At 65.7% G+C, this 19,526-nt stretch carries 16 protein-coding genes; 11 read left to right on the top strand and 5 right to left on the bottom strand.

Going from position 1 to position 19,526, the window contains the following annotated elements:
- Positions 1-11: 11 nt before the first annotated feature.
- From ACLBKT_RS05450 to ACLBKT_RS05475, 6 genes are read left to right on the top strand one after another with little or no spacing between them, the layout of a single operon-like run.
- Positions 12-1,589, top strand: a complete 1,578-nt coding sequence (locus tag ACLBKT_RS05450) for an NADH-quinone oxidoreductase subunit M (protein WP_410181937.1) — start codon at positions 12-14, stop codon at positions 1,587-1,589.
- Complete coding sequence (gene nuoN, locus ACLBKT_RS05455; protein ID WP_410181938.1) at positions 1,589-3,067, top strand: NADH-quinone oxidoreductase subunit NuoN; 1,479 nt, start codon at positions 1,589-1,591, stop codon at positions 3,065-3,067. The genes ACLBKT_RS05450 and nuoN overlap by 1 nt, the downstream gene beginning before the upstream one ends.
- Positions 3,064-3,774, top strand: coding sequence for a biotin--[acetyl-CoA-carboxylase] ligase (locus ACLBKT_RS05460; protein ID WP_410181939.1), 711 nt, complete (start codon positions 3,064-3,066; stop codon positions 3,772-3,774). The genes nuoN and ACLBKT_RS05460 overlap by 4 nt, the downstream gene beginning before the upstream one ends.
- Positions 3,775-3,791: 17 nt before the next feature.
- Positions 3,792-4,586, top strand: a complete 795-nt coding sequence (locus ACLBKT_RS05465; protein WP_410181940.1) for a type III pantothenate kinase — start codon at positions 3,792-3,794, stop codon at positions 4,584-4,586.
- Between the two features lie 26 nt (positions 4,587-4,612).
- Positions 4,613-6,268, top strand: coding sequence for a ribonuclease J (locus ACLBKT_RS05470; protein ID WP_410181941.1), 1,656 nt, complete (start codon positions 4,613-4,615; stop codon positions 6,266-6,268).
- Positions 6,268-6,555 (top strand): DUF1467 family protein, encoded by a 288-nt coding sequence (locus ACLBKT_RS05475; RefSeq protein ID WP_410181942.1) that lies wholly within the window; start codon positions 6,268-6,270, stop codon positions 6,553-6,555. The genes ACLBKT_RS05470 and ACLBKT_RS05475 overlap by 1 nt, the downstream gene beginning before the upstream one ends.
- Here the strand turns inward: ACLBKT_RS05475 and ACLBKT_RS05480 are convergent.
- Positions 6,552-9,101 carry an ATPase gene (locus ACLBKT_RS05480; RefSeq protein ID WP_410181943.1) on the bottom strand — a complete coding sequence of 850 codons (2,550 nt, stop codon included), beginning with the start codon at positions 9,099-9,101 and terminating at the stop codon, positions 6,552-6,554. The two genes, ACLBKT_RS05475 and ACLBKT_RS05480, sit on opposite strands and share 4 nt — an antisense overlap.
- Before the next feature lie 69 nt (positions 9,102-9,170).
- Here ACLBKT_RS05480 and ACLBKT_RS05485 point away from each other — a divergent pair, with 69 nt between their 5' ends.
- The 4 genes from ACLBKT_RS05485 (at position 9,171) to ACLBKT_RS05500 (ending at position 13,190) form a co-directional block, all read left to right on the top strand.
- Positions 9,171-9,494 carry an Hpt domain-containing protein gene (locus ACLBKT_RS05485; RefSeq protein WP_410181944.1) on the top strand — a complete coding sequence of 108 codons (324 nt, stop codon included), beginning with the start codon at positions 9,171-9,173 and terminating at the stop codon, positions 9,492-9,494.
- A gap of 112 nt (positions 9,495-9,606) precedes the next feature.
- Positions 9,607-10,803, top strand: a complete 1,197-nt coding sequence (locus tag ACLBKT_RS05490) for a hypothetical protein (RefSeq protein WP_410181945.1) — start codon at positions 9,607-9,609, stop codon at positions 10,801-10,803.
- A 57-nt stretch (positions 10,804-10,860) separates the two neighbouring features.
- Positions 10,861-11,781: a hypothetical protein gene (locus ACLBKT_RS05495; RefSeq protein WP_410181946.1), complete on the top strand. Its 921-nt coding sequence runs from the start codon at positions 10,861-10,863 to the stop codon at positions 11,779-11,781.
- Complete coding sequence (locus ACLBKT_RS05500; protein ID WP_410181947.1) at positions 11,781-13,190, top strand: sensor histidine kinase; 1,410 nt, start codon at positions 11,781-11,783, stop codon at positions 13,188-13,190. Before ACLBKT_RS05495 ends, ACLBKT_RS05500 begins: the two co-directional genes overlap by 1 nt.
- Here ACLBKT_RS05500 and ACLBKT_RS05505 read toward each other — a convergent pair whose 3' ends face one another.
- From ACLBKT_RS05505 to gltX, 3 genes are read right to left on the bottom strand one after another with little or no spacing between them, the layout of a single operon-like run.
- A complete protein-coding gene (locus tag ACLBKT_RS05505; protein WP_410181948.1) occupies positions 13,191-13,376 on the bottom strand; it encodes a hypothetical protein in 186 nt (61 codons plus the stop codon).
- A gap of 20 nt (positions 13,377-13,396) precedes the next feature.
- On the bottom strand, positions 13,397-14,683 hold the full coding sequence (locus tag ACLBKT_RS05510) for a citrate synthase (protein ID WP_410181949.1): 1,287 nt from the start codon (positions 14,681-14,683) through the stop codon (positions 13,397-13,399).
- Between the two features lie 43 nt (positions 14,684-14,726).
- A complete protein-coding gene (gene gltX / locus ACLBKT_RS05515) occupies positions 14,727-16,163 on the bottom strand; it encodes a glutamate--tRNA ligase (RefSeq protein WP_410181950.1) in 1,437 nt (478 codons plus the stop codon).
- Positions 16,164-16,254: 91 nt separating this feature from the next.
- On the opposite strand from gltX, the gene ACLBKT_RS05520 reads away from it, so the two are divergent.
- Complete coding sequence (locus ACLBKT_RS05520; protein WP_410183651.1) at positions 16,255-18,606, top strand: ComEC/Rec2 family competence protein; 2,352 nt, start codon at positions 16,255-16,257, stop codon at positions 18,604-18,606.
- 87 nt (positions 18,607-18,693) lie between these two features.
- Here ACLBKT_RS05520 and lexA read toward each other — a convergent pair whose 3' ends face one another.
- Positions 18,694-19,386, bottom strand: coding sequence for a transcriptional repressor LexA (gene lexA / locus ACLBKT_RS05525; protein WP_410181951.1), 693 nt, complete (start codon positions 19,384-19,386; stop codon positions 18,694-18,696).
- Positions 19,387-19,526: the final 140 nt, after the last annotated feature.

Consider the following 19,526-nt stretch of genomic DNA (forward strand, 5'->3'; position numbering starts at 1 on the left):
CGCGCTTCGTAATGGAAGGCCTTCCCATCCTGTCGCTGATGATGTGCGTGCCGCTGGCCGGCGCGGCGCTGTGCCTGTTTGCGGGCGCGAGCGCTGCCCGCTGGATCGCGCTCGGGGCGACGCTTGTCACCTTCGTGCTCGGCGTCGTGCTGTGGTCGAACTATCAGATTGGCGGCCCGCAGTGGCAGTTCACCGAGGAAGCGAACCTCTTCGCGGGCTTCAGCTACAAGCTCGGGATCGACGGTATCGCGCTGATGCTGATCATGCTCAGCGTCTTCCTGATGCCGGTCTGCATCCTGGCGAGCTGGGAATCGGTGCAGAAGCGCGTCGGCGAATACATGGCGGCCTTCCTGTTCATGGAGGTGCTGATGATCGGCACTTTCGCGGCGCAGGACCTGTTTCTGTTCTACGTCTTCTTCGAGGCGGGCCTTATCCCGATGTATCTGATCATCGGCGTGTGGGGCGGGGACAACCGCATTTACGCGAGCTACAAGTTCTTCCTCTACACCCTGCTCGGATCGGTGCTGATGCTGATCGCGATGTTCTGGATGGTGGCCGAAGCCGGCACCTCGGACATCCCGACTTTGATGCAATACAGCTTCCTGCCGCAAGCGCAGACGTGGCTGTGGCTGGCCTTCTTCGCGAGCTTTGCGGTCAAGGTGCCGATGTGGCCGCTCCACACCTGGCTGCCTGACGCGCACGTGCAGGCGCCGACCGCCGGTTCGGTGATCCTTGCGGGCGTGCTGCTCAAATTGGGCGGCTACGGCTTCATCCGCTTTAGCCTGCCGATGTTCCCCGAGGCTTCCGCCCAGTTCGCATGGCTGGTCTTCGCGCTGTCGATGATCGCGGTGGTTTACACCTCGTTGGTCGCGCTGGTGCAGGCGGACATGAAGAAGCTGATCGCCTATTCCTCGGTGGCACACATGGCGATCGTCACCGTGGGCCTGTTCGCCTTCAATGTGCAGGGGCTTGAGGGCGCGATGATCGTCATGCTCTCCCACGGGCTCGTTTCCGGCGCGCTGTTCCTGTGCGTGGGCGTGATCTACGACCGCCTCCACACCCGCGAGATCGCCCGCTACGGCGGCCTTGCGATCAACATGCCTTACTATGCGCTGTTCTTCCTGCTGTTCACCATGGCGAGCATCGGCCTGCCGGGCACCAGCGGCTTCGTTGGCGAGTTCCTGTCGCTCGCGGGGATCTACCAGACGTCGAGCCTCGTCGCGCTGATCTGCACCACGGGCATCATTCTGGGCGCGGCCTATATGCTCTACCTCTATCGCCGCGTGGCGTTTGGCGGGCAGACCAATGCGGACGCCGCCGCGATGCCCGACATCTCGGCGCGCGAGTGGGTGATGATGGCGCCCATCGCCGCAGCGGTGCTGTGGATGGGGGTCTATCCCGAGAGCTTCCTCGCGCCGATGCGCAAGGACATCGCCACGCTTGACGCCCGCCTTGCCGCGGCCGCGCCTGCCGGTGACGCCCGCCTTGCGCCGGGCACCCCGCGTGCCGAGGCCGCCAATGCGGTGGGCCACCACGGCGCGGGACATGAGGGCATGGAACACGAGAGCGCCAAGGAGGGCGCGCACTGATGGATTTCGCTGCTTCCTTTGCGCTCGTCATTCCCGAGTTGCTGCTCAGCTTCACCGGCCTCGTGCTGCTGCTCGTCGCCGCGTTTGGCGGGGACACGGGTGCCCGCCAGATCGCCATCGGCGCGGCGGCCGCGCTGTTCGTCGCGGGTTTCCTGCTCGTCCCCGGCCTCCACACCGGCAGCGACGGCCCGGCGACGCTGGCCTTTGGCGGCCTGCTCAAGATCGACAGCTTCGCGCTCTTCGCCAAGGCGCTGATCTACCTTTCGGCGATCGCCGCCCTGATGATCGCGCCCGCCTTCTTCGCCGGCCCCGCCGCTGGTGCGGAGCGCGGAATGCGCGCCGAATACCCGGTTCTGGTGATCTTTGCCGCGGTCGGCATGAGCATCATGGTTTCGGCCAATGATTTCATGAGCCTCTACCTCGGGCTCGAGCTGAACAGCCTCTCGGCCTACGTCCTCGCCGCGATCCTGCGGCGCGACACGCGCTCGGGTGAGGCGGGGCTCAAGTATTTCGTGCTCGGCGCGCTGGCCTCCGGCATCCTGCTCTATGGCATGAGCCTGCTCTACGGTTTCACCGGCGGCACCGGCTTCAGCGCGGTGCGCGCTGGCCTGACGGGCGAGATGGGCACCGGCGCGCTGTTCGGGGTGATCTTCGTGCTCTCGGGCCTCGCCTTCAAGATCAGCGCCGTGCCGTTCCATATGTGGACCCCGGACGTGTACGAGGGCGCGCCGACCCCGGTCACTGCCTTCTTCGCCACCGCCCCCAAGGTTGCCGCCGTCGCACTCACCGCGCGGGTGGTGTTCCAGGTGTTCGGCGGACAAGTCGCCGCGTGGCAGCAGATCGTGATGTTCATGGCGCTGGCTTCGATCATTTTCGGTGCATTGGGAGCGATCGGGCAGGAGAACCTGAAGCGGTTGCTCGCCTATTCCTCGATCAACAATATCGGCTTCATCCTGCTCGGCCTTGCGGTGGCCAATGCCGACGGGGCGAGCGCGATGCTGGTGTATCTGTTCATCTATGTCGCCATGAGCCTCGGCAGCTTTGTCGCGCTGCTGATGCTGCGCGGCGAGGATGGCGCGCTGTTCGAAACCTTTGCCGACATCCGTGGGCTTTCGGTGACGCAGCCTGCGATTGCGTGGGCGCTGCTGCTCTTCATGTTCAGCCTCGCCGGCATTCCGCCGCTGCTCGGCTTCTACAGCAAGTTCGTGGTGTTTCAGGCGACCATCGAGGCCGGGCTGGTGGCCTTTGGCGCCATCGCCATTGCCGCAAGCGTGATCGGCGCGTTCTATTACATCAAGTTCGTCAAGGTGATGTTCTTCGATGAACCCGCAGGCGTGGTCACCGGCAAGAGCGGTGCGGCCCATTGGGTGCTGCTGGGGCTGACGGGGCTGATCGTCTCGCCTTTGGGTTACCTGCTGACCCCGTCGCTCACCGATCTGGCCGACAAGGCTGCGGCCTCGCTGTTCCTTTCGGTTTGATCGAGTTCGCCGAACAGACCGGCTCGACCAATGCCGACCTCGCCGCCGCGATCCGCAGCGGGGAGGGTTGGGCCGAAGGACGCTGGCTGGTCGCCCGCCGTCAGACCGCAGGACGCGGGCGGCAAGGGCGCGAATGGTTCGACGGAGCGGGCAATTTCATGGGCTCGACCGTTGTGACGCCGGGGGAGGGTGGCCCGCCGCCCGCCAGCCTGAGCTTCGTCGCGGCTATTTCGGTATTTCAGGCCGCACGGGTCATCAAGGACAGTGCGGCAGGCCTCGCGCTGAAATGGCCCAATGATGTGCTGCTGAATGGTGGCAAGTTGTCGGGCATCTTGCTGGAGATGTTGCGCGGGCAGGTGGTGGTCGGCATCGGGGTCAACCTTGCCCGTGCGCCGCACATCGAGGGACGCAAGACCGCCGCTCTTGCCGATGTTGTTGCCGCCCCGGATGTGGAGCACTTCTCGCAGGTGCTTGCCGAACAGTTCGCACGCAATCTCGCCTTTTGGCGCGCGAATGATCTTGGGAGCACGCTGGAACGCTTTCTCGGGCTCTCCATCCATGCGCAGGGTTCTCCCGTAACTGTCCACGATACCGATGGCTCGGTGCTGTCGGGCTCCTTTGCTGGCCTTGAGGAAAACGATGGCGCTTTGCGGCTACGCTTGGCGGATGGCAGCGAACGTGTCATTCGCGCAGGCGACATTTCGTAAGTTAAGGACTGCCAGAGATGCTGCTCGCCGCCGATGTCGGGAACACCAATGTCGTCTTTGCCCTGTTCACCTACGGGGAGGACGGCACGCATCACATTCGTGCGCGCTGGCGCATCGCCACCGATCCGCGCCGGACGGGCGATGAATATGCGGTGTGGCTGCTCCAGCTCCTCAAGATCGAGGGGTTTGAACGTTCGGACATCACGCAGGTCATCGTCGCATCCGTCGTCCCGCGTGCCGACCACAATCTCACCGTGCTGTGCGAGAAGTATTTCGGCATCACCCCGATGTTTGCAGGTCAGGGTGCAGCGCGCTGGCGGTTCGAGATCGATGTCGATCAACCCTCGTCGCTCGGCGCTGACCGTGCGCTCAACATCCTTGCCGCGCACCACAAGTATGGCGGCGACCTCATCATCGTGGACTTCGGCACCGCCACCAAGTTTGAAGCGGTCGATTTCACCGGCGCTTACAAGGGCGGCTCGATCGCACCGGGGATCAACCTGTCCTTGGACGCGCTGGTCGGCAAGACCGCCAAGCTGCCGCGCATCGCGATCCGCGCGCCGTCCACCCGCTCGGTCATTGGCCGCAACACCGAAGACCAGATGCTGATCGGCGTCTTCTGGGGCTATGTCGCGATGATGGAAGGCATGGTTGCCAAGATGAAGGCCGAAATTGGCCGCCCCGCAAAGGTTGTCGCCACCGGCGGGCTCGCCATATTGTTCGACGACGCCACCGAAATTTTCGATCACGTCGATGCCGACCTCACACTGGACGGCCTCGCCATACTTGCCAGGCAGGCGGAAGCCGCCTGATCCTCTCTCACAGAACCGGAAACACATTGAAGAAAGATTTTACCCCCGAAGACGAACTCCTGTTTCTCGCGCTTGGCGGTTCCGGGGAGATTGGCATGAACGTCAATCTCTATGGCTGCCAGGGCAAGTGGATCATGGTCGATCTCGGCATGACCTTTTCGGGCAGTGAATATCCCGGTGTCGAGCTGGTCTTCGCCGATCTCGATTTCATCGAGGAGCGCCGCAAGGATCTGATCGGCATCGTCCTCACCCATGCGCACGAGGATCATATCGGCGCCGTGCCCTATTTCGCGGGCGAGCTCGGTGTGCCGCTCTATGCCACGCCCTTCACCGCCGATCTGGTGGCGCGCAAGCTGGAAGAGGCCGGGCTGCTCGGCCAGGTCGAGCTCAACATCATCGAGGAAGACCACGGCGAGATCGAGCTCGGCCCGTTCACCATCACCTACCTGCCGCTCGCGCATTCGATTGCCGAGGGCAACGCGCTGCTGATCGACACGCCCCATGGGCGCATCTTCCACACCGGCGACTGGAAGCTCGACGATGATCCGATCATCGGTGAGCCGACCACCGAGGAAGAACTGCGCGACATCGGCGAGGAAGGCGTGCTCGCGCTGGTGTGCGACTCGACCAATGTGTTCAATCCGAACCCCTCGGGCTCGGAAGGCGCAGTCCATAGTGCGCTGATGGACGAAGTCGCGCGGCACAAAGGCAAGCGGGTCGTCGTGACCACTTTCGCCAGCAATGTGGCCCGCCTGCAAACGCTCGGCGAAGTCGCGATCGAGACGGGGCGGAAGCTTTGCGTTGCCGGCCGTTCGCTCGACCGGATTATCGAGGTCGCGCAGGACAATGGCTATCTGAAGGACTTCCCGACTCCGATCAGCTTCGAGACTGCGATGGGCCTGCCGCGCGGCGAGGTGCTGATCATCGCCACCGGCGGGCAGGGCGAGCCCCGCGCCGCTCTGGGCCGGATGGCGGATATGAACCATCCGATCGAATTGGTGGCAGGTGATGTCGTGCTGTTCTCCTCACGCCAGATCCCCGGCAACGAAATCGCGATTGGCAAGATTCAGAACCAGCTCGCCGCGCGCGGCATCCAGATGGTGACCGACCGTCAGGCGCTGATTCACGTCTCGGGCCACCCGGGGCGGCCAGAGCTGGAAGCGCTCTACAGCTGGCTGAAGCCGGAAATCCTCGTGCCGGTCCATGGCGAGATCCGCCACATGGCCGAGCAGGCCCGGGTCGGCAAGGCGGCGGGCATCCCGCATCAGGTGGTGCAGAAGAACGGCGATCTGGTCCGTCTCGCCCCCGGCAAGCCGGGCAAACTCGCTGAAGTGCGGGCCGGACGTCTGGTGCTGGATGGCGATATCATCACCGCGGCTGATGGCGATGCGATCACCATGCGCCGTCGGATCGCAGGCGAGGGCGTACTGGTGGTGGTGCTCGCCCGCGGCGCGAAGCCGGTGATCGAGGCGATTGGCCTGCCGCTTGACGAAGACCTGCCCGACTTCCTTGAGGAAGCGGCGGACGATGTGCTCAAGGCAATCGGACGCCTCAAGGGTCGCGACGCTAAGGACGAGGCAGCGGTGCGCGAAGCCGCGCGGCTCGCCGCTCGCCGGGCAGCGCAGCGCTGGGCTGGCAAGAAGCCGCAGGTGCGGGTGGTGATGCCGGGGGATGGGGCCTGATGCAGATCACCTCGATTGCAGCGATCTACTTCCTGTTCTTCGTGATGAGCGGTTTCATGATGCTGCCGTTCGGCGTGAAGACGGCAGACGAGGCGGGGATCGAAAAGGTGCCGGGGCAGGCCGACAGTGCGCCGGTCAACTTCCAGCCGGGCAAGGTCGCCGCGCGCGCATCGGTGGTGGCGGCGGTGGCGACCGCGCTGTTTGTCGCCAACTATACCTATGGCTGGGTCACCGCCGCCGATATCGACTTTCTGCCCAAGCCGCCTGCTGCTGCTGCTGCTGACTAAGTCCGGAACCGCTGGATCGCCTGGGCCAGCGCCACGTAGAGCTTGCCCATATCCGAACCGAGCATCGTCACGCTCAAGACGTGACCATCGCGGGTGGACAATGTCTGCCGCAGCATCGCTTCGAAGTCGTGAATGTAGCGGCTGACATTGGCCCTGAACGTGTCGTCCGCGCTGTAGAGCGCGGCGATATCCTTGGCGGTGCCATTGTCGATCAGCCGCACCGCGCGGCGGGTGAAGATGCCGCGGTCACCCTTGAGATAGGCCTCCCACGCCGTGTCGGCGACCTCCGTCGACAGCGCCCCGGCAATGTCGATGGCTGCCGAATTGAGGCTGTCGGTGATCAGCGCCATGCGGCGGGCGAAGTCGTTGCCCACCTGCTCTTCCGCGCGTTCCCGTGCGTGCATCACCCGCTGTTCGAGATTGCCGGTGAGCTCGTTCACCTTCACCAACTGATCGCGCAGCTGGATCGCCGCCTCGCGGCCCACGCCCGAGGCGTGAGCGGCTGATTGCTCTAGCTTGCCGAGCGTCGCAGCCGCCTCATTGCGTAGCGCGCGTTCGAGCACCTCAACCGCTTCGCTGCCGAGGTTGTTCGCCAGCGCCAGCATTTTCTCGCGCGCGCCTTCATCAAGGGTGGCGAAGGCACGGGTGATTGCGGTTTCGAGCGCCGAAAGCGATGCGCGCAGGCTTTCCTGCGTTTCGACCGCCAGCGTGCCGCTCTCCTCGGCCAACCGCGCAAAGCCGCCGCGCAGGCCTTGCAGCCGGGCGAGGGCATCCTCGGTTTCGTCGGCCAGCTGGGACTTGAACCCGGCAAGCGCAGTTTCGGCCGTTTCGATCTCTGCGCGGGTGCGCAGCAGATAGTCCGACAGGTCGCTGCCGGCCTGCGTGCTGCGCAGCATCAGCGCCTCGACATTGTCGGCGCGCGCTTCGACCCCTTCCAAAGCGGTGTTGGCCCGGTTGATCGCGCTGCTGAGGTCTTCGTGGCAGGTGCGCGCGCCAGATTGCAAAATCTCCAGCAATCGCACGCTGCTGTCGGTCAATTGGACCATTTGCGCTTCGGTGGCGGCGATGGCCGCGCGCTTCTCGCCAAGCTGCTGGGCCAGCGTGCCAAGGCCCGCGCCAAGGCTTTCGCGCGCAGCCGCGCTGGTCCGGTCGATTTCGGCCAACACCCGCCCGAGTTCCGCGACCCGCTCGGTCATCGCCTCACCCTGCACGACCAGCTTTTCGATCTCGGCAACCTGCGCCTCACGCCGCTGGGCGAGCGCATCGTCAAGCGCCGCCAGCCGCTGGGACAGTACTTCGCTTGCCTGCGCTTCATGGGTTTCAAAGGCGGCCTGCCGCTGTTCGATCAGCTCGTCGAACTGGCGATTGCGTGTCGCCAACTGCTCGTCGAACTGCACCGCTTCTTCGCGAAGCTTGGCGATCCGTTCATTTGCGACGGCGGCACTGCTACGGTCGAGCTGGTCGACCATATCGAGCTTCTCTTCCAACGTTTCGTGCAGCGCGGCAATGGCGGCGGCATAGCTGGCGCGCGCGGTCTCTCCCGCTTCGCGCAGCTGATGGGCGAGCGCTTCGCTCTGGCTGGCGACGGCCTGTGCTCGTTCACGATGCGCAGCCAGCGCCTCTTCCTCGAACGCCGTGATGCGGGCGCGATAGGCTTCGGCCTCCGTCTGCAAGGCCGCAAAGCGCTGCGTGACAAGAGCTTCGATACGCGTCAGCTGCGCCTCATACTGGCCGAGCGTATCGCCGACCTGCGCGGTCAGGCGCCCGACCAGCGCCTCATTTTCGGCCCCGGCGGTGCCGAGCCGGTCAAATCCGCTCGAAAGCCGCGCCAGCTGATCTTCCGCGACGCGGCCTGCTCCGCCAATCTGGTTGGCAACATCGCGCGCAGCATTGGCGATCACGGGCAGATCGTCGCGCAGCCGGTTCATGTTGCCGAGCGCGGTTTCGCTGGTGGAGCCAATCGCTTCGACCTGCGCGCCATTGGTGGTGATCAGCGCCTGCAATTCGCCAGCATGGGTGGACAAGCGTTCCGCCGCAATCCGGCCAAGCGCCTCAAGATCGCGGGCTTCTGCGGCGAGAAATTCGCGCGCGAGGCTCAATTCGCGGTTCACCACCTTGAGCCGCGCTTCGAGCGCGGCGCCCTCACGGTCCATCAGCGCGGCGGTTGCGGCAAATCGCCGGCTCTCAGCATGCGATGATCGCATGGCGAGCAGCCATACGATCCCCACCAGCGCAACCGGCACGGCCCATTCGACCACCCAGCCTGCCCATTGCGCAGGCGCGGCCCCGCCGCGGATGTCGGGAAGGTGAGCCCAGACGAAAAACCCGCTCCATCCGGCAGTCACCAGCACCGCAAGGCTCGGCGCGAGCCAGCCGAAGCGTGCAGGGGAGGACGCTCCCTCTTCTTCCTCGTCCCAGGTTTCGGACAGATCGAGCATCCCGTCGAATGCCTCATCCCGCCCATCGGCTTCTGCAAAAGCCATGTCATCCGCGCCGTCATCGCCGCTCTTGCGCCCCAAGGCGCGCATCTGGTGCCGTCCTGCCATAGGCACGTCATACCACAGCCGGAATCGGGATAAACCCCGCATTAACCCAATTCGGCCTATGTGCCTGCCATGGCTTTCAATCACGGTGCTCTCGATGCGACCCTTGCGGCAGCGGCCGGCGACGATGCCGCCTTGCTGCGTGAGCTGCGCGCGGCCTTCCTCGCAAGCGCTGCCAAGCAGCTCGATCTGCTCAAGCGCGCGCGCTGTGATGGCAATTGGCATGTTGCCGCGATGCGGCTGAAAGGCCTTGCAGCCAGCTTCCATGCGGAAGACCTGCTTCAGGCCGCTGAAATCGCGCTCCACGCCGCGCCGGGCGAGCCGATGGCCATCCGCGAAATCGAGGCCGTGCTCGCACGCTTCAACCGCGCGCAGAATCGCACGACCCGCTTCTGATTCGCCGCGCCGTGCGCTGTGTCGGGGCAAACCGCGCAGTGCCGCTTGAACCGCAGCGCTGAAACCGCCAATCCTTGGCCGCCTGCGGGCGGATCGAGGGAAGGGGTTTGGAATGCGCATCGGCCTCATCGCAGCACTCCGGCGCAGCGCGGATGGCGGACTTCGCGCGCATCTTCCCCTCGCCGGGCGTAGCGTTCTCGCCTGGCAGGCGGATCTGCTGCAATCCTTGGGGGTCGAGCGGGTCTTGTGCCTGACCGAGACCACTTCTGACGACGTGCTACAATTGCAGCACCGGACCGAAGCGGGCGGAGCCGCATTTCATGCGCTGCCCAACTTCGCCGCTCTGCCGGCCTTGGTGCGGGCCGAGGATGATCTCATCATTCTGCGCGATGGTCTGGTGCCCGATCCTGCGGTGGTGCAGGCGGTGCTTGGGGGAGACGGTGCCCTGCAACGGGTGATCGCGGCGATCCCGGCGGATCACGCGCTCGCCGCCGCTTACCCCGATGATTTCGAACGGATCGATGCTGCGCGCCATTGGGCGGGCGTGCTGGTGATGCGCGGCGCGCCGGTCCAGCAATTGGCCGATTTCCCGGATGATGCCGACGCCGTCTCGCTGCTGCTGCGGCTTGCCTTGCAGGCCGGAACGCCGTGCCGCGATCTGGCCGCGCGCGAATTGGTGCCGGAGCGCTGGCTGCTGGCCGATGGCACTGCCGCGGTGGCCGAGGCCGAGCAGGCCATGATCGCCGATGCCGCCGCGCCAAGTGATTGGCGCGCACCGCTGGCGACGCTGGCGGCGATGCTGGTGCGCGCGCTGGCTCCACGAGGCCTTGAGCAGGGCGGGCTTGCGGCAGGCGGGCTGGCCTTGGCGCTGCTGCTGATCGGCGTGATGTTCGCAGCCTTCGGTCCGGCGGTTGCGGGGCTGGCGGTGGCGGGGCTGGGAGCCTTCGCCGCGCGGGTGGCGATTGGCTACACCGCTTTGTCCGCAAGGCTCAGGCGGGCAGGCGATCCGGGGCGCGGCCCTGCCGTGCTGGCAGCGGCGGTGGACGGGCTGGCGGCGCTTACCACGTGGTTTGCGCTGTCGCCCTGGCCCGAATGGCAACCGCTCGCGGCGTTGGGGCCGGTGGTGATCGGTCTCGCCCGCCTGGCCACGCGCCCGTCCGACGCGCGGCTGGCCGCGCCCGCGTCCGACCGTGCGAGCCTGCTGCTGGTGATGGCGCTTACCGCCGCCTTTGGCGTCTTGCCGGAAGGATTGGCCTGTCTCGCCTTGGGGCTACTCCTCGCTTTGCTGCTGCGTCCTGACCGGGTTTGATCTAACGGCGTCTTAACTATGTGGGCGCTATAGCCTGCAAGGATGGGCGAAAAGACGATGGACCTGGCCGCCGACGCTGATGTCGAGGCGATCCTTACGGATGAACTCGCGCGGGAAGGCCGCGCGCTGGCGGCGGTCGTCCCCGTTCTGCGCCATCTGCTGCGCAGCGAGGCCGAAGCGCTGGTCAGCGAGGCGATCCTCGCCCGGGTCCGGGGCATGATCTTCGATCTCGCCGCGCAAGTGCTGGCCGCGTCGTCGGGCCGCGATCCTCTCATCCGCGCGCACACGGGCGCCGATCCCGCCGCGCTTGACCAGCTTGCCGCGACCCTGATGGTAGACGAGGCCCTGCTCGGCTTCTGCCATGCGCTCGCGGCCGAGGGGCTGATTGCCGAACGCCTGCATCAACGCCATGCGATAGATCCGGTGCTGAGCCCGCTGCTGCAGGAGCTGATCGCCTCCGAAGACCCCGCCATCGCCAGCCTCGCCATGAGCACGCTTGCGGCGCAGTCGCGGTTTGTTCAAGGCCAGCGCCGGATGGAGTTGCCGCTGGGCGAATTGCCCGCCGAACTGTTCCACCGCCTGATCGGTCGCGCGCAAAGCGAAGCGCAGGACACGGCGGCGCTGGTGCGTTTGCAAGCGGGGTATGACGAGGCGACCGGACGGCTCGGCCTGCTGGCCAGACTCGTCGCCGCGATGCGGCGCGGGGCGATGGCGGCACTCGCGCTCGATCATGCCGGGCTGGCGCTGTTCGCGAGCGCGCTGTCGATCACCACCCGCCTGCAGCGCGTCGACGCGGTGCTCGCCTGCCACGAGGGACAAGGCTTGCGGCTTGCCTTGATGCTGCGGGCGGCCGAATTGTCCCCGGCCGCGATTGAGCGTCAGCTGCTGCTGATCGAGCCTATGGGCCGCTTGCCGCGCGGCTTTGGCGGGGTTTCGTCCGAACGCGCGGCCGCGCTGCTGGGCAGCGGCGGGCTGTGATGAACACCATGGACCGCACGGACGGCCTGCTGGGCACTTACGGCCTCACCGATGCGCGTGACCGGCTGCTGAGCGCCGATGCGCCGCTCGCGGAATTGCAGGAGCGGTGCGGCGGCGATCTGCCCGGCACGCTGGCGATCCCCGAGCTGCTGGCGCTGGTGCAGCAGGCGCGGCGCATGGGTCTGAGGATCGCACGGGCCTTCAGCGCCTTTGACGGCGAGGCCGAGATTTCCGGCTTTGCCCGCATCCACCCCCTGAGCGAGGAGGATGGCGGCGGGTGCGAGGTGCTGGTCGAGAACTGGCAGCGCAGCCCGCTCCCATCGCCCAGCGCCCGCGAATTCGCCGAGACAATCGACGCGATTGACCGTGCCACCGCCGAAGTCAGCGCCCGGCTCGATGCCCGCCAACGCCTCCAGGTGCTGAGCGCCCGCGCGCCTGATGCCGCTGCGCTTCAGGTCGCAGCCCTGGCAGCGCCCGGCACGGTATGGAGCGAGCTGGTCGAATTGATCGGCATCGCCCATCAACAACCGTTGCACTGGCGGCTGCTCGACGGGGCGACCTGCCGATTTGCCGGATCGCAGCGCCACTGGCGCGTGCGGCTGATCCCGCTCGGCCCCGATGCGCAGAACCCCACGGGCTTCGAATTGCTGCTGATCGCTGAAGAGCCGCTCACCACGCCGACCGATCCGGATTCGGCGGAGGATGGCGCACCCGAAACCTCGCCCACGCGTCTGGTCGGCACCGCGCTCACCCCGGTGCTGCGCCAGCCGGTCGCCCGCATCATCGCCAATGCCGAGACGATCCGCGCGCGGCTCGCCGGGCCGTTGCGGGACGAATACAGCGAATATGCCGGCACCATCGCCAGCGCCGGACAGCATTTGTCCGCAATGCTGGATGACCTCGCCGATCTTGAAGTGGTCGAAACCCCCGGCTTTGCCACGGCGAAGGAGCCGGTCGATCTGGCCGACGCAGCCATGCGGGCCGCTGGCATTCTCGGCGTGCGGGCGCGCAATCGCGACACGGTGCTGGTGACCGAGGGTGCGCATGGCGATGCGGTCGCCACGGCCGAATTCCGGCGGGTGCTCCAGATCCTCATCAACCTGATCGGCAATGCCATCGCCTATTCGCCCGCGGCGAGCACAGTCACCATCACGGCGCACGGGGGGAGCGAGGGCAGGGTGGTTGTCACCGTCGCTGACGAGGGCCCCGGCGTCACCCCCGAACAGGCCGAGCGCATCTTCGACAAGGGCGAACGTCTGGGCCGCGATAGTGACGGTGGGCGGGATCGGGGGTCAGGCCTTGGCCTCTACATCTCGCGCCGACTGGCCGAGGCGATGGCGGGCAGTCTGACAGTGGACAGCGCACTGGGCGGAGGGGCGCTGTTCCGGCTTGAACTTCCGGCGCATTGATCAGCGGCTGATTCTGCCGACCCACCACAGAAAAAGCGCGCCAACCATTGTGGTCAGCGCGCCGTAAAGCACCCATTGCTGCTGCGCGAGCATGAAGCTGCTGGCGGGCCAGTTCAAAAGCTCCGCACCCTGAAGCGCCCAGATGATGCCCATGACGACGAGGAAAATCCCTGCCGTCCTGAGCATCACCATGGGCTTTCAGTCTCTCAACGCTTGTCGAGCGGGATGTAATCGCGCTCGGTCGGGCCGGTGTAGAGCTGGCGCGGACGCCCGATCTTCTGGCCGGGATCGCTGATCATCTCGTTCCACTGCGCCACCCAGCCCACGGTGCGGGCGAGGGCAAAGAGCGCGGTGAACATGGTAGTCGGGAAGCCGATCGCCGAGAGGATGATGCCCGAATAGAAGTCGACATTCGGGAACAGCTTCTTCTCGATGAAATAGGGATCGTTGAGCGCGATCTCTTCCAGCTGCAGCGCGGTTTCGAACAGCGGGTCGTTGACCTTCAGCGCATCGAACACCTCGCGCACGGTCTTCTGCATCACGGTCGCGCGCGGATCGTAGTTCTTGTACACGCGGTGGCCGAAGCCCATCAGGCGGAACGGATCGTTCTTGTCCTTGGCGCGCTCGATGTAGTGCGGGATCTTGTCGGGCGTGCCGATTTCCTTGAGCATGTTGAGCGCCGCTTCATTCGCGCCGCCATGCGCCGGGCCCCACAGACAGGCGATACCGGCCGCGATGCAGGCGAAGGGGTTGGCGCCCGACGAACCGGCGAGCCGCACGGTCGAGGTCGACGCGTTCTGTTCGTGATCAGCGTGGAGGATGAAGATGCGGTCCAGCGCCCGCTCGACCGCCGGGATCACCTCGTAGGGCTCAGCCGGCACGCCGAAGGTCATGCGCAGGAAGTTGCCGGTGTAGCTCAGCGAGTTGTCGGGATAGATGAAGGGCTGCCCGACGGAATACTTGTACGCCATCGCCGCGATCGTCGGCATCTTGGCGATCAGCCGGTGCGAGGCGATCATGCGCTGCTGCGGATCGGAGATGTCGGTGCTGTCATGATAGAAGGCCGACAGCGCGCCGACCACGCCGCACATGATCGCCATCGGGTGGGCATCGCGGCGGAAGCCGCGGTAGAAGGTCATCAGCTGCTCGTGCAGCATGGTGTGGCGGGTGATGGTGTAGCTGAAATCGTCGAGTTCCTGCTTGCTCGGCAGTTCGCCGTTGAGCAGCAGGTAGCTGACTTCCATGAAGCTGGAATGTTCGGCCAGCTGGCCGATCGGGTAACCGCGGTGCAGCAGCACACCTTCATCGCCATCAATGTAAGTGAGCGCGCTTTCGCAGCTGGCGGTCGAGGTGAAGCCCGGATCGAAGGTGAAGGCCCCGGTTTGTGCGTAGAGCTTGCGGATGTCGATCACATCCGGCCCAGTGCTGCCTTCGAGCACGGAATAGTCGAAGGCTTTGCCCCCGAGTTCGAGTTTCGCCAGCTTGTCTGCCACGATGTTTCTCCTGTCCAAGTTTTCTGCCCCCGCAGCGGCGCGGCTACGCAGCCTGAGCGTCGAGCCGAGCGAGAGCTTCGTCCCGGCCCAAGAGGACCAGTACGTCAAAGATACCGGGTGAGGTGGTCGTCCCGGTCAGCGCCGCGCGCATCGGCTGCGCCAGCTTGCCAAGTCCCAATCCCTGCTCCTCGGCGAGCGCCTTCGTAGTGGCTTCGAGCGCCTCGCTTGTCCAGTCGTTTTGCGCAGCCAGATGGTCGTGAATTGTGCGCAGGATCGTGGGCGCATCGCCTTCCAGCAGGGCAGCGGCCTTTTCGGTCATGGCGAGCGGACGCTTGGCGAACAAAAATGCTGCGCCATCAACCACTTCATTGAGGTTCTTCGCGCGCACTTTGAGGAACGGCATCGCCCGCGCGAGCAGGTTCTCGTCCGCCGTCTCGCCAATGCGCGCGGCAACCAATGCAGCGAGCCGAGCATCCTCGGCCTCGCGCAGGTAATGGCCGTTCAGGTTTTCGAGCTTCTTCATGTCGAAGCGCGAAGGGCTCTTGCCGACACCGGCCAGATCGAACAGCGTGATCGCTTCGTCGCGGGTGATTTCCTCGCGGTCGCCGTGGCCCCAGCCCAGACGCAGCAGGTAGTTGAACAGCGCTTCGGGCAGGATGCCGAATTCGTCGCGATAGGCCTCGACGCCAAGCGCTCCGTGGCGCTTGGACAGCTTGGCACCGTCCGATCCGTGGATCAGCGGGATATGGGCATAGACCGGATCGGGCCAATTGCCTTCGATCGCGTTCATCGCGCGGATGATCGGCAGCTGACGGAAGGCGTTGTTGAGGTGATCGTCGCCGCGGATGACGTGAGTCACGCCCATGTCGTGGTCGTCGACCACCACTGCGAGCATATAGGTCGGCGTCCCATCCGCACGCAGGATGATGTAATCGTCGATTTCCTCGTTCCTGACCGTCACCGGCCCCTGCACCTGATCGGGGATGGTGACCTCACCCTCGGTCGGGGTCTTGAGGCGGATGGTGAACGGCGCGCCTGCCGGAGCCTCCGCAGGATCGCGGTCGCGCCAGCGCCCGTCATACCGCAGTGGTTGCTTGTTCATGCGCTGGTCGTTGCGCATCGCTTCAAGCTCTTCGGGGGTGGCAAAGCACTTGTAAGCGTGGCCTGCCTTCAGCAGTTGCCACGCGACTTCGGCATGGCGTTCAGCCCGGTCGGACTGGAACACCGGCGGTGCATCGTAATCGAGCCCGAGCCAATCGAGCCCCTCGATGATTGCATCAATCGCGGCCTGAGTGGAACGCTTGGCGTCGGTATCCTCGATCCGGAGCAACGTGCGACCGCCGTGGTGGCGCGCATAAAGCCAGTTGAACAGCGCGGTGCGCGCGCCGCCGATATGCAGAAAACCGGTGGGTGAGGGCGCGAAGCGGGTCACGATCTCGCCCGGCGCGTTTGCGAGGGGGGTGCTGCTTTCGCTTGCCATTGGCTTCGACTTCCTGTTCAATTTGAACGGCTTGGGCGCATGCCGGGCTGGTCTGAGGGGCAAGCCGATGCGCGATGTGCCGATCATTCCGATGGGGGAGGACCCGGGTGGCCTGAAGAGCCCCGGAGAACCGACGCCGCGCCCTTGGCAAACCCTACGGCGATTGTCCAGCACCCCGGGCCTCCACAGGCGGGTGCTCGACGCGGCGGAGCGCTTTCTGGGAGAGGTCGGCTTCGACCGTGCGCCGTGGCTGGCGGTGGTCTTCGCCCTCGGAATCATCGCATGGTTTGTGCTTCCCGCGCCGCCGTATTGGATCGCAGCGATGGCTCTGAGTGCAGGGCTCGTGCTGGTGACGCTGGCGGTGTGGCCGATGGGGAGCATCGCGGACGAAACCCGCGCCAACCTGCGTCTCGCCCTGATCCTGTGCGGGCTGGTGTTTGCAGGCGGAATGGCGACGGTGTGGGCCCGCTCGGCCATCGTCGGAGCGACGTCGATCCCCCGGCCGGTTGTCACGCTGCTGGAAGGCCATGTGCTGGCGCGCGAGGATCAGCCTGCGGATACACGGTTGCGGCTGACGTTGGCGGTGCGGCTGCCGGCGGACGGCACCGAGATCGGATCGGCGCGCAAGGTCAGGGTCAACGTGCCATTGGCGGCGCTGGGTGAGGGGGGCGTGCCTGCGGGCCTTGCCGAAGGGGCAGTGGTGCGCCTGCGCGCCCGGTTGATGCCCCCGGCAAGCCCGATGCTACCCGGCAGTTACGACTTTGCGCGCGCAGCATGGTTCAAGGGGCTGACGGCCACCGGAACCATGGTCGGCCCGTTGACGCTCGTTCGGGCTGCGCCTGACAAGGGGGGGATCGCCAGCGTACAACGTTGGCTTTCGGCCTATGTTCGCAACCGGGTCGAAGGTTCGCCGGGGGCCATCGCGGCGGCCTTTGCCAGCGGTGATCGCGGTGGGATCGCGGAGGCGGACGAGGTGGCGATGCGCGATTCGGGCCTTACCCACCTGCTTTCGATCAGCGGACTCCACGTGAGCGCGGTGATCGCAGCGGCCTATTTTGCAGCGCTGCGCCTACTGGCGCTGTGGCCGGCGCTGGCGTTGCGGGTGCGCCTGCCTTTGATGGCAGCCGGGATCGGAGCGCTCGCGGGGATCGGCTATACGCTGCTGACCGGCGCCGAAGTACCCACGGTGCGCAGCTGCATTGCGGCGCTGCTGGTGCTGGGCGCGCTGGCTCTGGGTCGGGATGCGCTGTCGCTCAGGATGGTGGCGGTGGCGGCGGGTGTCGTGTTGCTGCTTTGGCCAGAGAGCGCGATCGGTCCGAGTTTCCAGATGAGCTTCGCCGCGGTTCTGGCGATCATCGCCTTGTCGAACAGCGCACCGGTCCGCGCCTTTCTCGCCCCGCGCGAAGAGCTGTGGTTGGCGCGCATCGCCCGGCAGGTGGTGATGCTGTTTGCGACCGGAGTGGTGATCGAACTCGCACTGATGCCGATCGTCTTGTTCCATTTCCATCGAGCCGGACTGTACGGCGCGGTTGCCAATGTCATCGCGATCCCTTTGGTGACCTTCGTGTCCATGCCGCTGATTGCGCTGGGCTTGCTGTTCGATCTGGTAGGGCTTGGCGATCCGGTGTGGTGGCTGGTCGAGCGCTCGCTCGCGCTGCTGCTATCCATTGCCCATGTCACGGCGCGGCAGGCGGGGGCGGTGACGCTGATGCCGCATATCAGCGGTTTTGTGGTCAGCCTGTTTTCGGCCGGGGGCCTTTGGCTCGCGCTCTGGCGGGGGCCGGTGCGGCTCGCAGGTCTCGCGCCCGTGGCGCTGGCGAGCGTGCTGGTGGCGCTGACCCCGATCCCCGATCTGCTGGTGGCAGGCGACGGCCGGCAGGTGGGCATCATTGTTCCCGGTCCTGACGGATCGCCGCGCCTACTGTCTTTGCGCGACAGCCGCTCGTCCTACACCCGCGACAATCTGATGGAGATTGCCGGTGTCGCGGCTGAGCCTGTTCCTCTGGCGGATTGGGAGGGGGCGCGCTGTTCTTCCGCTTTCTGCACGCTGATCCTGAACCGCGGCGGGCGGGATTGGATTCTGTTGCTCGGGCGAGGGCGCGAGCAGGTCGAGGAGCGTGCTATGGCTGCAGCCTGTGCCGAGGCGGATGTGGTTGTATCGGAGCGATTTCTTCCCCGTTCCTGTCGTCCACGCTGGCTGAAGGCGGATCGGCGCTATCTGCGCCAGTGCGGCGGTCTGTCGATCAATCTCGTTAACCAGACGATCACCACAGTCGCAGCAGGGCAGGGTTCCCATGGCTGGTGGCGGATCGAGGACGATCGCCCCCGCCGCGCTCTGCCGACAACCGCAACGAGTCCAGGGCCAAGCGGGCCTGACGCAGGCCAAGCGCAGCCTGACAGTGGTCGCCTGAAAACAGCAAGGCCGCCTCAAGGAAATCCCTGACGCGGCCTCGCGTAGCTCTAAGGGCTTACAATCGCAGCGCATTCACGAGAGCGAACATGCCTGGCACCTGCAAACTGCGCCAGCCACTCAATGGTAGCGACGGAGCAACCCTGCCAGCTTGCCCTGAACCTCGACTTCATCCGGGCGATAGAACTGCGGATCATAGGACGCATTGGCCGGATCAAGCCGCACCTGACTGCCTTCGCGCCGCAGATACTTGAGCGTCGCCTCCTCGCCGCGAACCAGCGCGACCACAATCTCGCCGTCACGCGCGGTGTTCGTGCGCCGCACCAGCGCGAAGTCACCATCGAAAATCCCGGCCTCGACCATCGAGTCCCCGGACACTTCGAGCGCATAGTGCTCACCCGGACCAAGCAACGCAGCCGGCACCGGCAAGGTGGTCTGACCTTCCAGCGCCTCAATCGGGGCACCGGCCGCGATCCGGCCATGCAACGGGAGTTCAATCACATCGTTGGCAGCGACCGATTCCGCCACGCGCGGGGCGGGCGGAACCATGGGCACCACGTTGTCACCCGGAGCGACTGCGGCGCGGGCCGGAGTGGCGTCTTCAGGCTGGCGGATCACTTCCAGCGCGCGTGCGCGGTTAGGCAGGCGGCGCAGGAAGCCGCGTTCCTCCAGCGCGGAAATGAGCCGGTGCACGCCCGACTTGCTCTTCAGATCGAGCGCTTCCTTCATTTCCTCGAAACTTGGCGAGATCCCGGTCTCTTCCAGCCGCTGCTGAATGAAACGGATCAACTCGTGCTGCTTGGCCGTCAGCATGGATCAAATCTCCCTTGGTCGCATTCACGCCCAGCCCATCGGCCAAGCGCCAGTCCCACTTGTGCTCCAAGAGGCACCCGCGCGGTTTAGCGCATGGTGCGTTGCATGCACGTTCGATCCGCCATTAAGGTGAACGAACA

It is taken from the genome of Erythrobacter sp. W302b (genome assembly GCF_046452395.1).
In the GTDB taxonomy this organism is placed as follows: domain Bacteria; phylum Pseudomonadota; class Alphaproteobacteria; order Sphingomonadales; family Sphingomonadaceae; genus Erythrobacter.

What these genes read in the sequence shown, in the direction of transcription:
- ACLBKT_RS05450 (WP_410181937.1), top strand. Translation starts at nt 12, where the DNA reads ATGGAAGGCCTTCCCATCCTGTCGCTGATGATGTGCGTGCCGCTGGCC.
- nuoN (WP_410181938.1), top strand. Translation starts at nt 1,589, where the DNA reads ATGGATTTCGCTGCTTCCTTTGCGCTCGTCATTCCCGAGTTGCTGCTC.
- ACLBKT_RS05465 (WP_410181940.1), top strand. Translation starts at nt 3,792, where the DNA reads ATGCTGCTCGCCGCCGATGTCGGGAACACCAATGTCGTCTTTGCCCTG.
- ACLBKT_RS05475 (WP_410181942.1), top strand. Translation starts at nt 6,268, where the DNA reads ATGCAGATCACCTCGATTGCAGCGATCTACTTCCTGTTCTTCGTGATG.
- ACLBKT_RS05480 (WP_410181943.1), bottom strand. Translation starts at nt 9,101, where the DNA reads ATGGCAGGACGGCACCAGATGCGCGCCTTGGGGCGCAAGAGCGGCGAT.
- ACLBKT_RS05485 (WP_410181944.1), top strand. Translation starts at nt 9,171, where the DNA reads ATGGCTTTCAATCACGGTGCTCTCGATGCGACCCTTGCGGCAGCGGCC.
- ACLBKT_RS05490 (WP_410181945.1), top strand. Translation starts at nt 9,607, where the DNA reads ATGCGCATCGGCCTCATCGCAGCACTCCGGCGCAGCGCGGATGGCGGA.
- ACLBKT_RS05495 (WP_410181946.1), top strand. Translation starts at nt 10,861, where the DNA reads ATGGACCTGGCCGCCGACGCTGATGTCGAGGCGATCCTTACGGATGAA.
- ACLBKT_RS05500 (WP_410181947.1), top strand. Translation starts at nt 11,781, where the DNA reads ATGAACACCATGGACCGCACGGACGGCCTGCTGGGCACTTACGGCCTC.
- ACLBKT_RS05505 (WP_410181948.1), bottom strand. Translation starts at nt 13,376, where the DNA reads ATGCTCAGGACGGCAGGGATTTTCCTCGTCGTCATGGGCATCATCTGG.
- gltX (WP_410181950.1), bottom strand. Translation starts at nt 16,163, where the DNA reads ATGGCAAGCGAAAGCAGCACCCCCCTCGCAAACGCGCCGGGCGAGATC.
- ACLBKT_RS05520 (WP_410183651.1), top strand. Translation starts at nt 16,255, where the DNA reads ATGGGGGAGGACCCGGGTGGCCTGAAGAGCCCCGGAGAACCGACGCCG.
- lexA (WP_410181951.1), bottom strand. Translation starts at nt 19,386, where the DNA reads ATGCTGACGGCCAAGCAGCACGAGTTGATCCGTTTCATTCAGCAGCGG.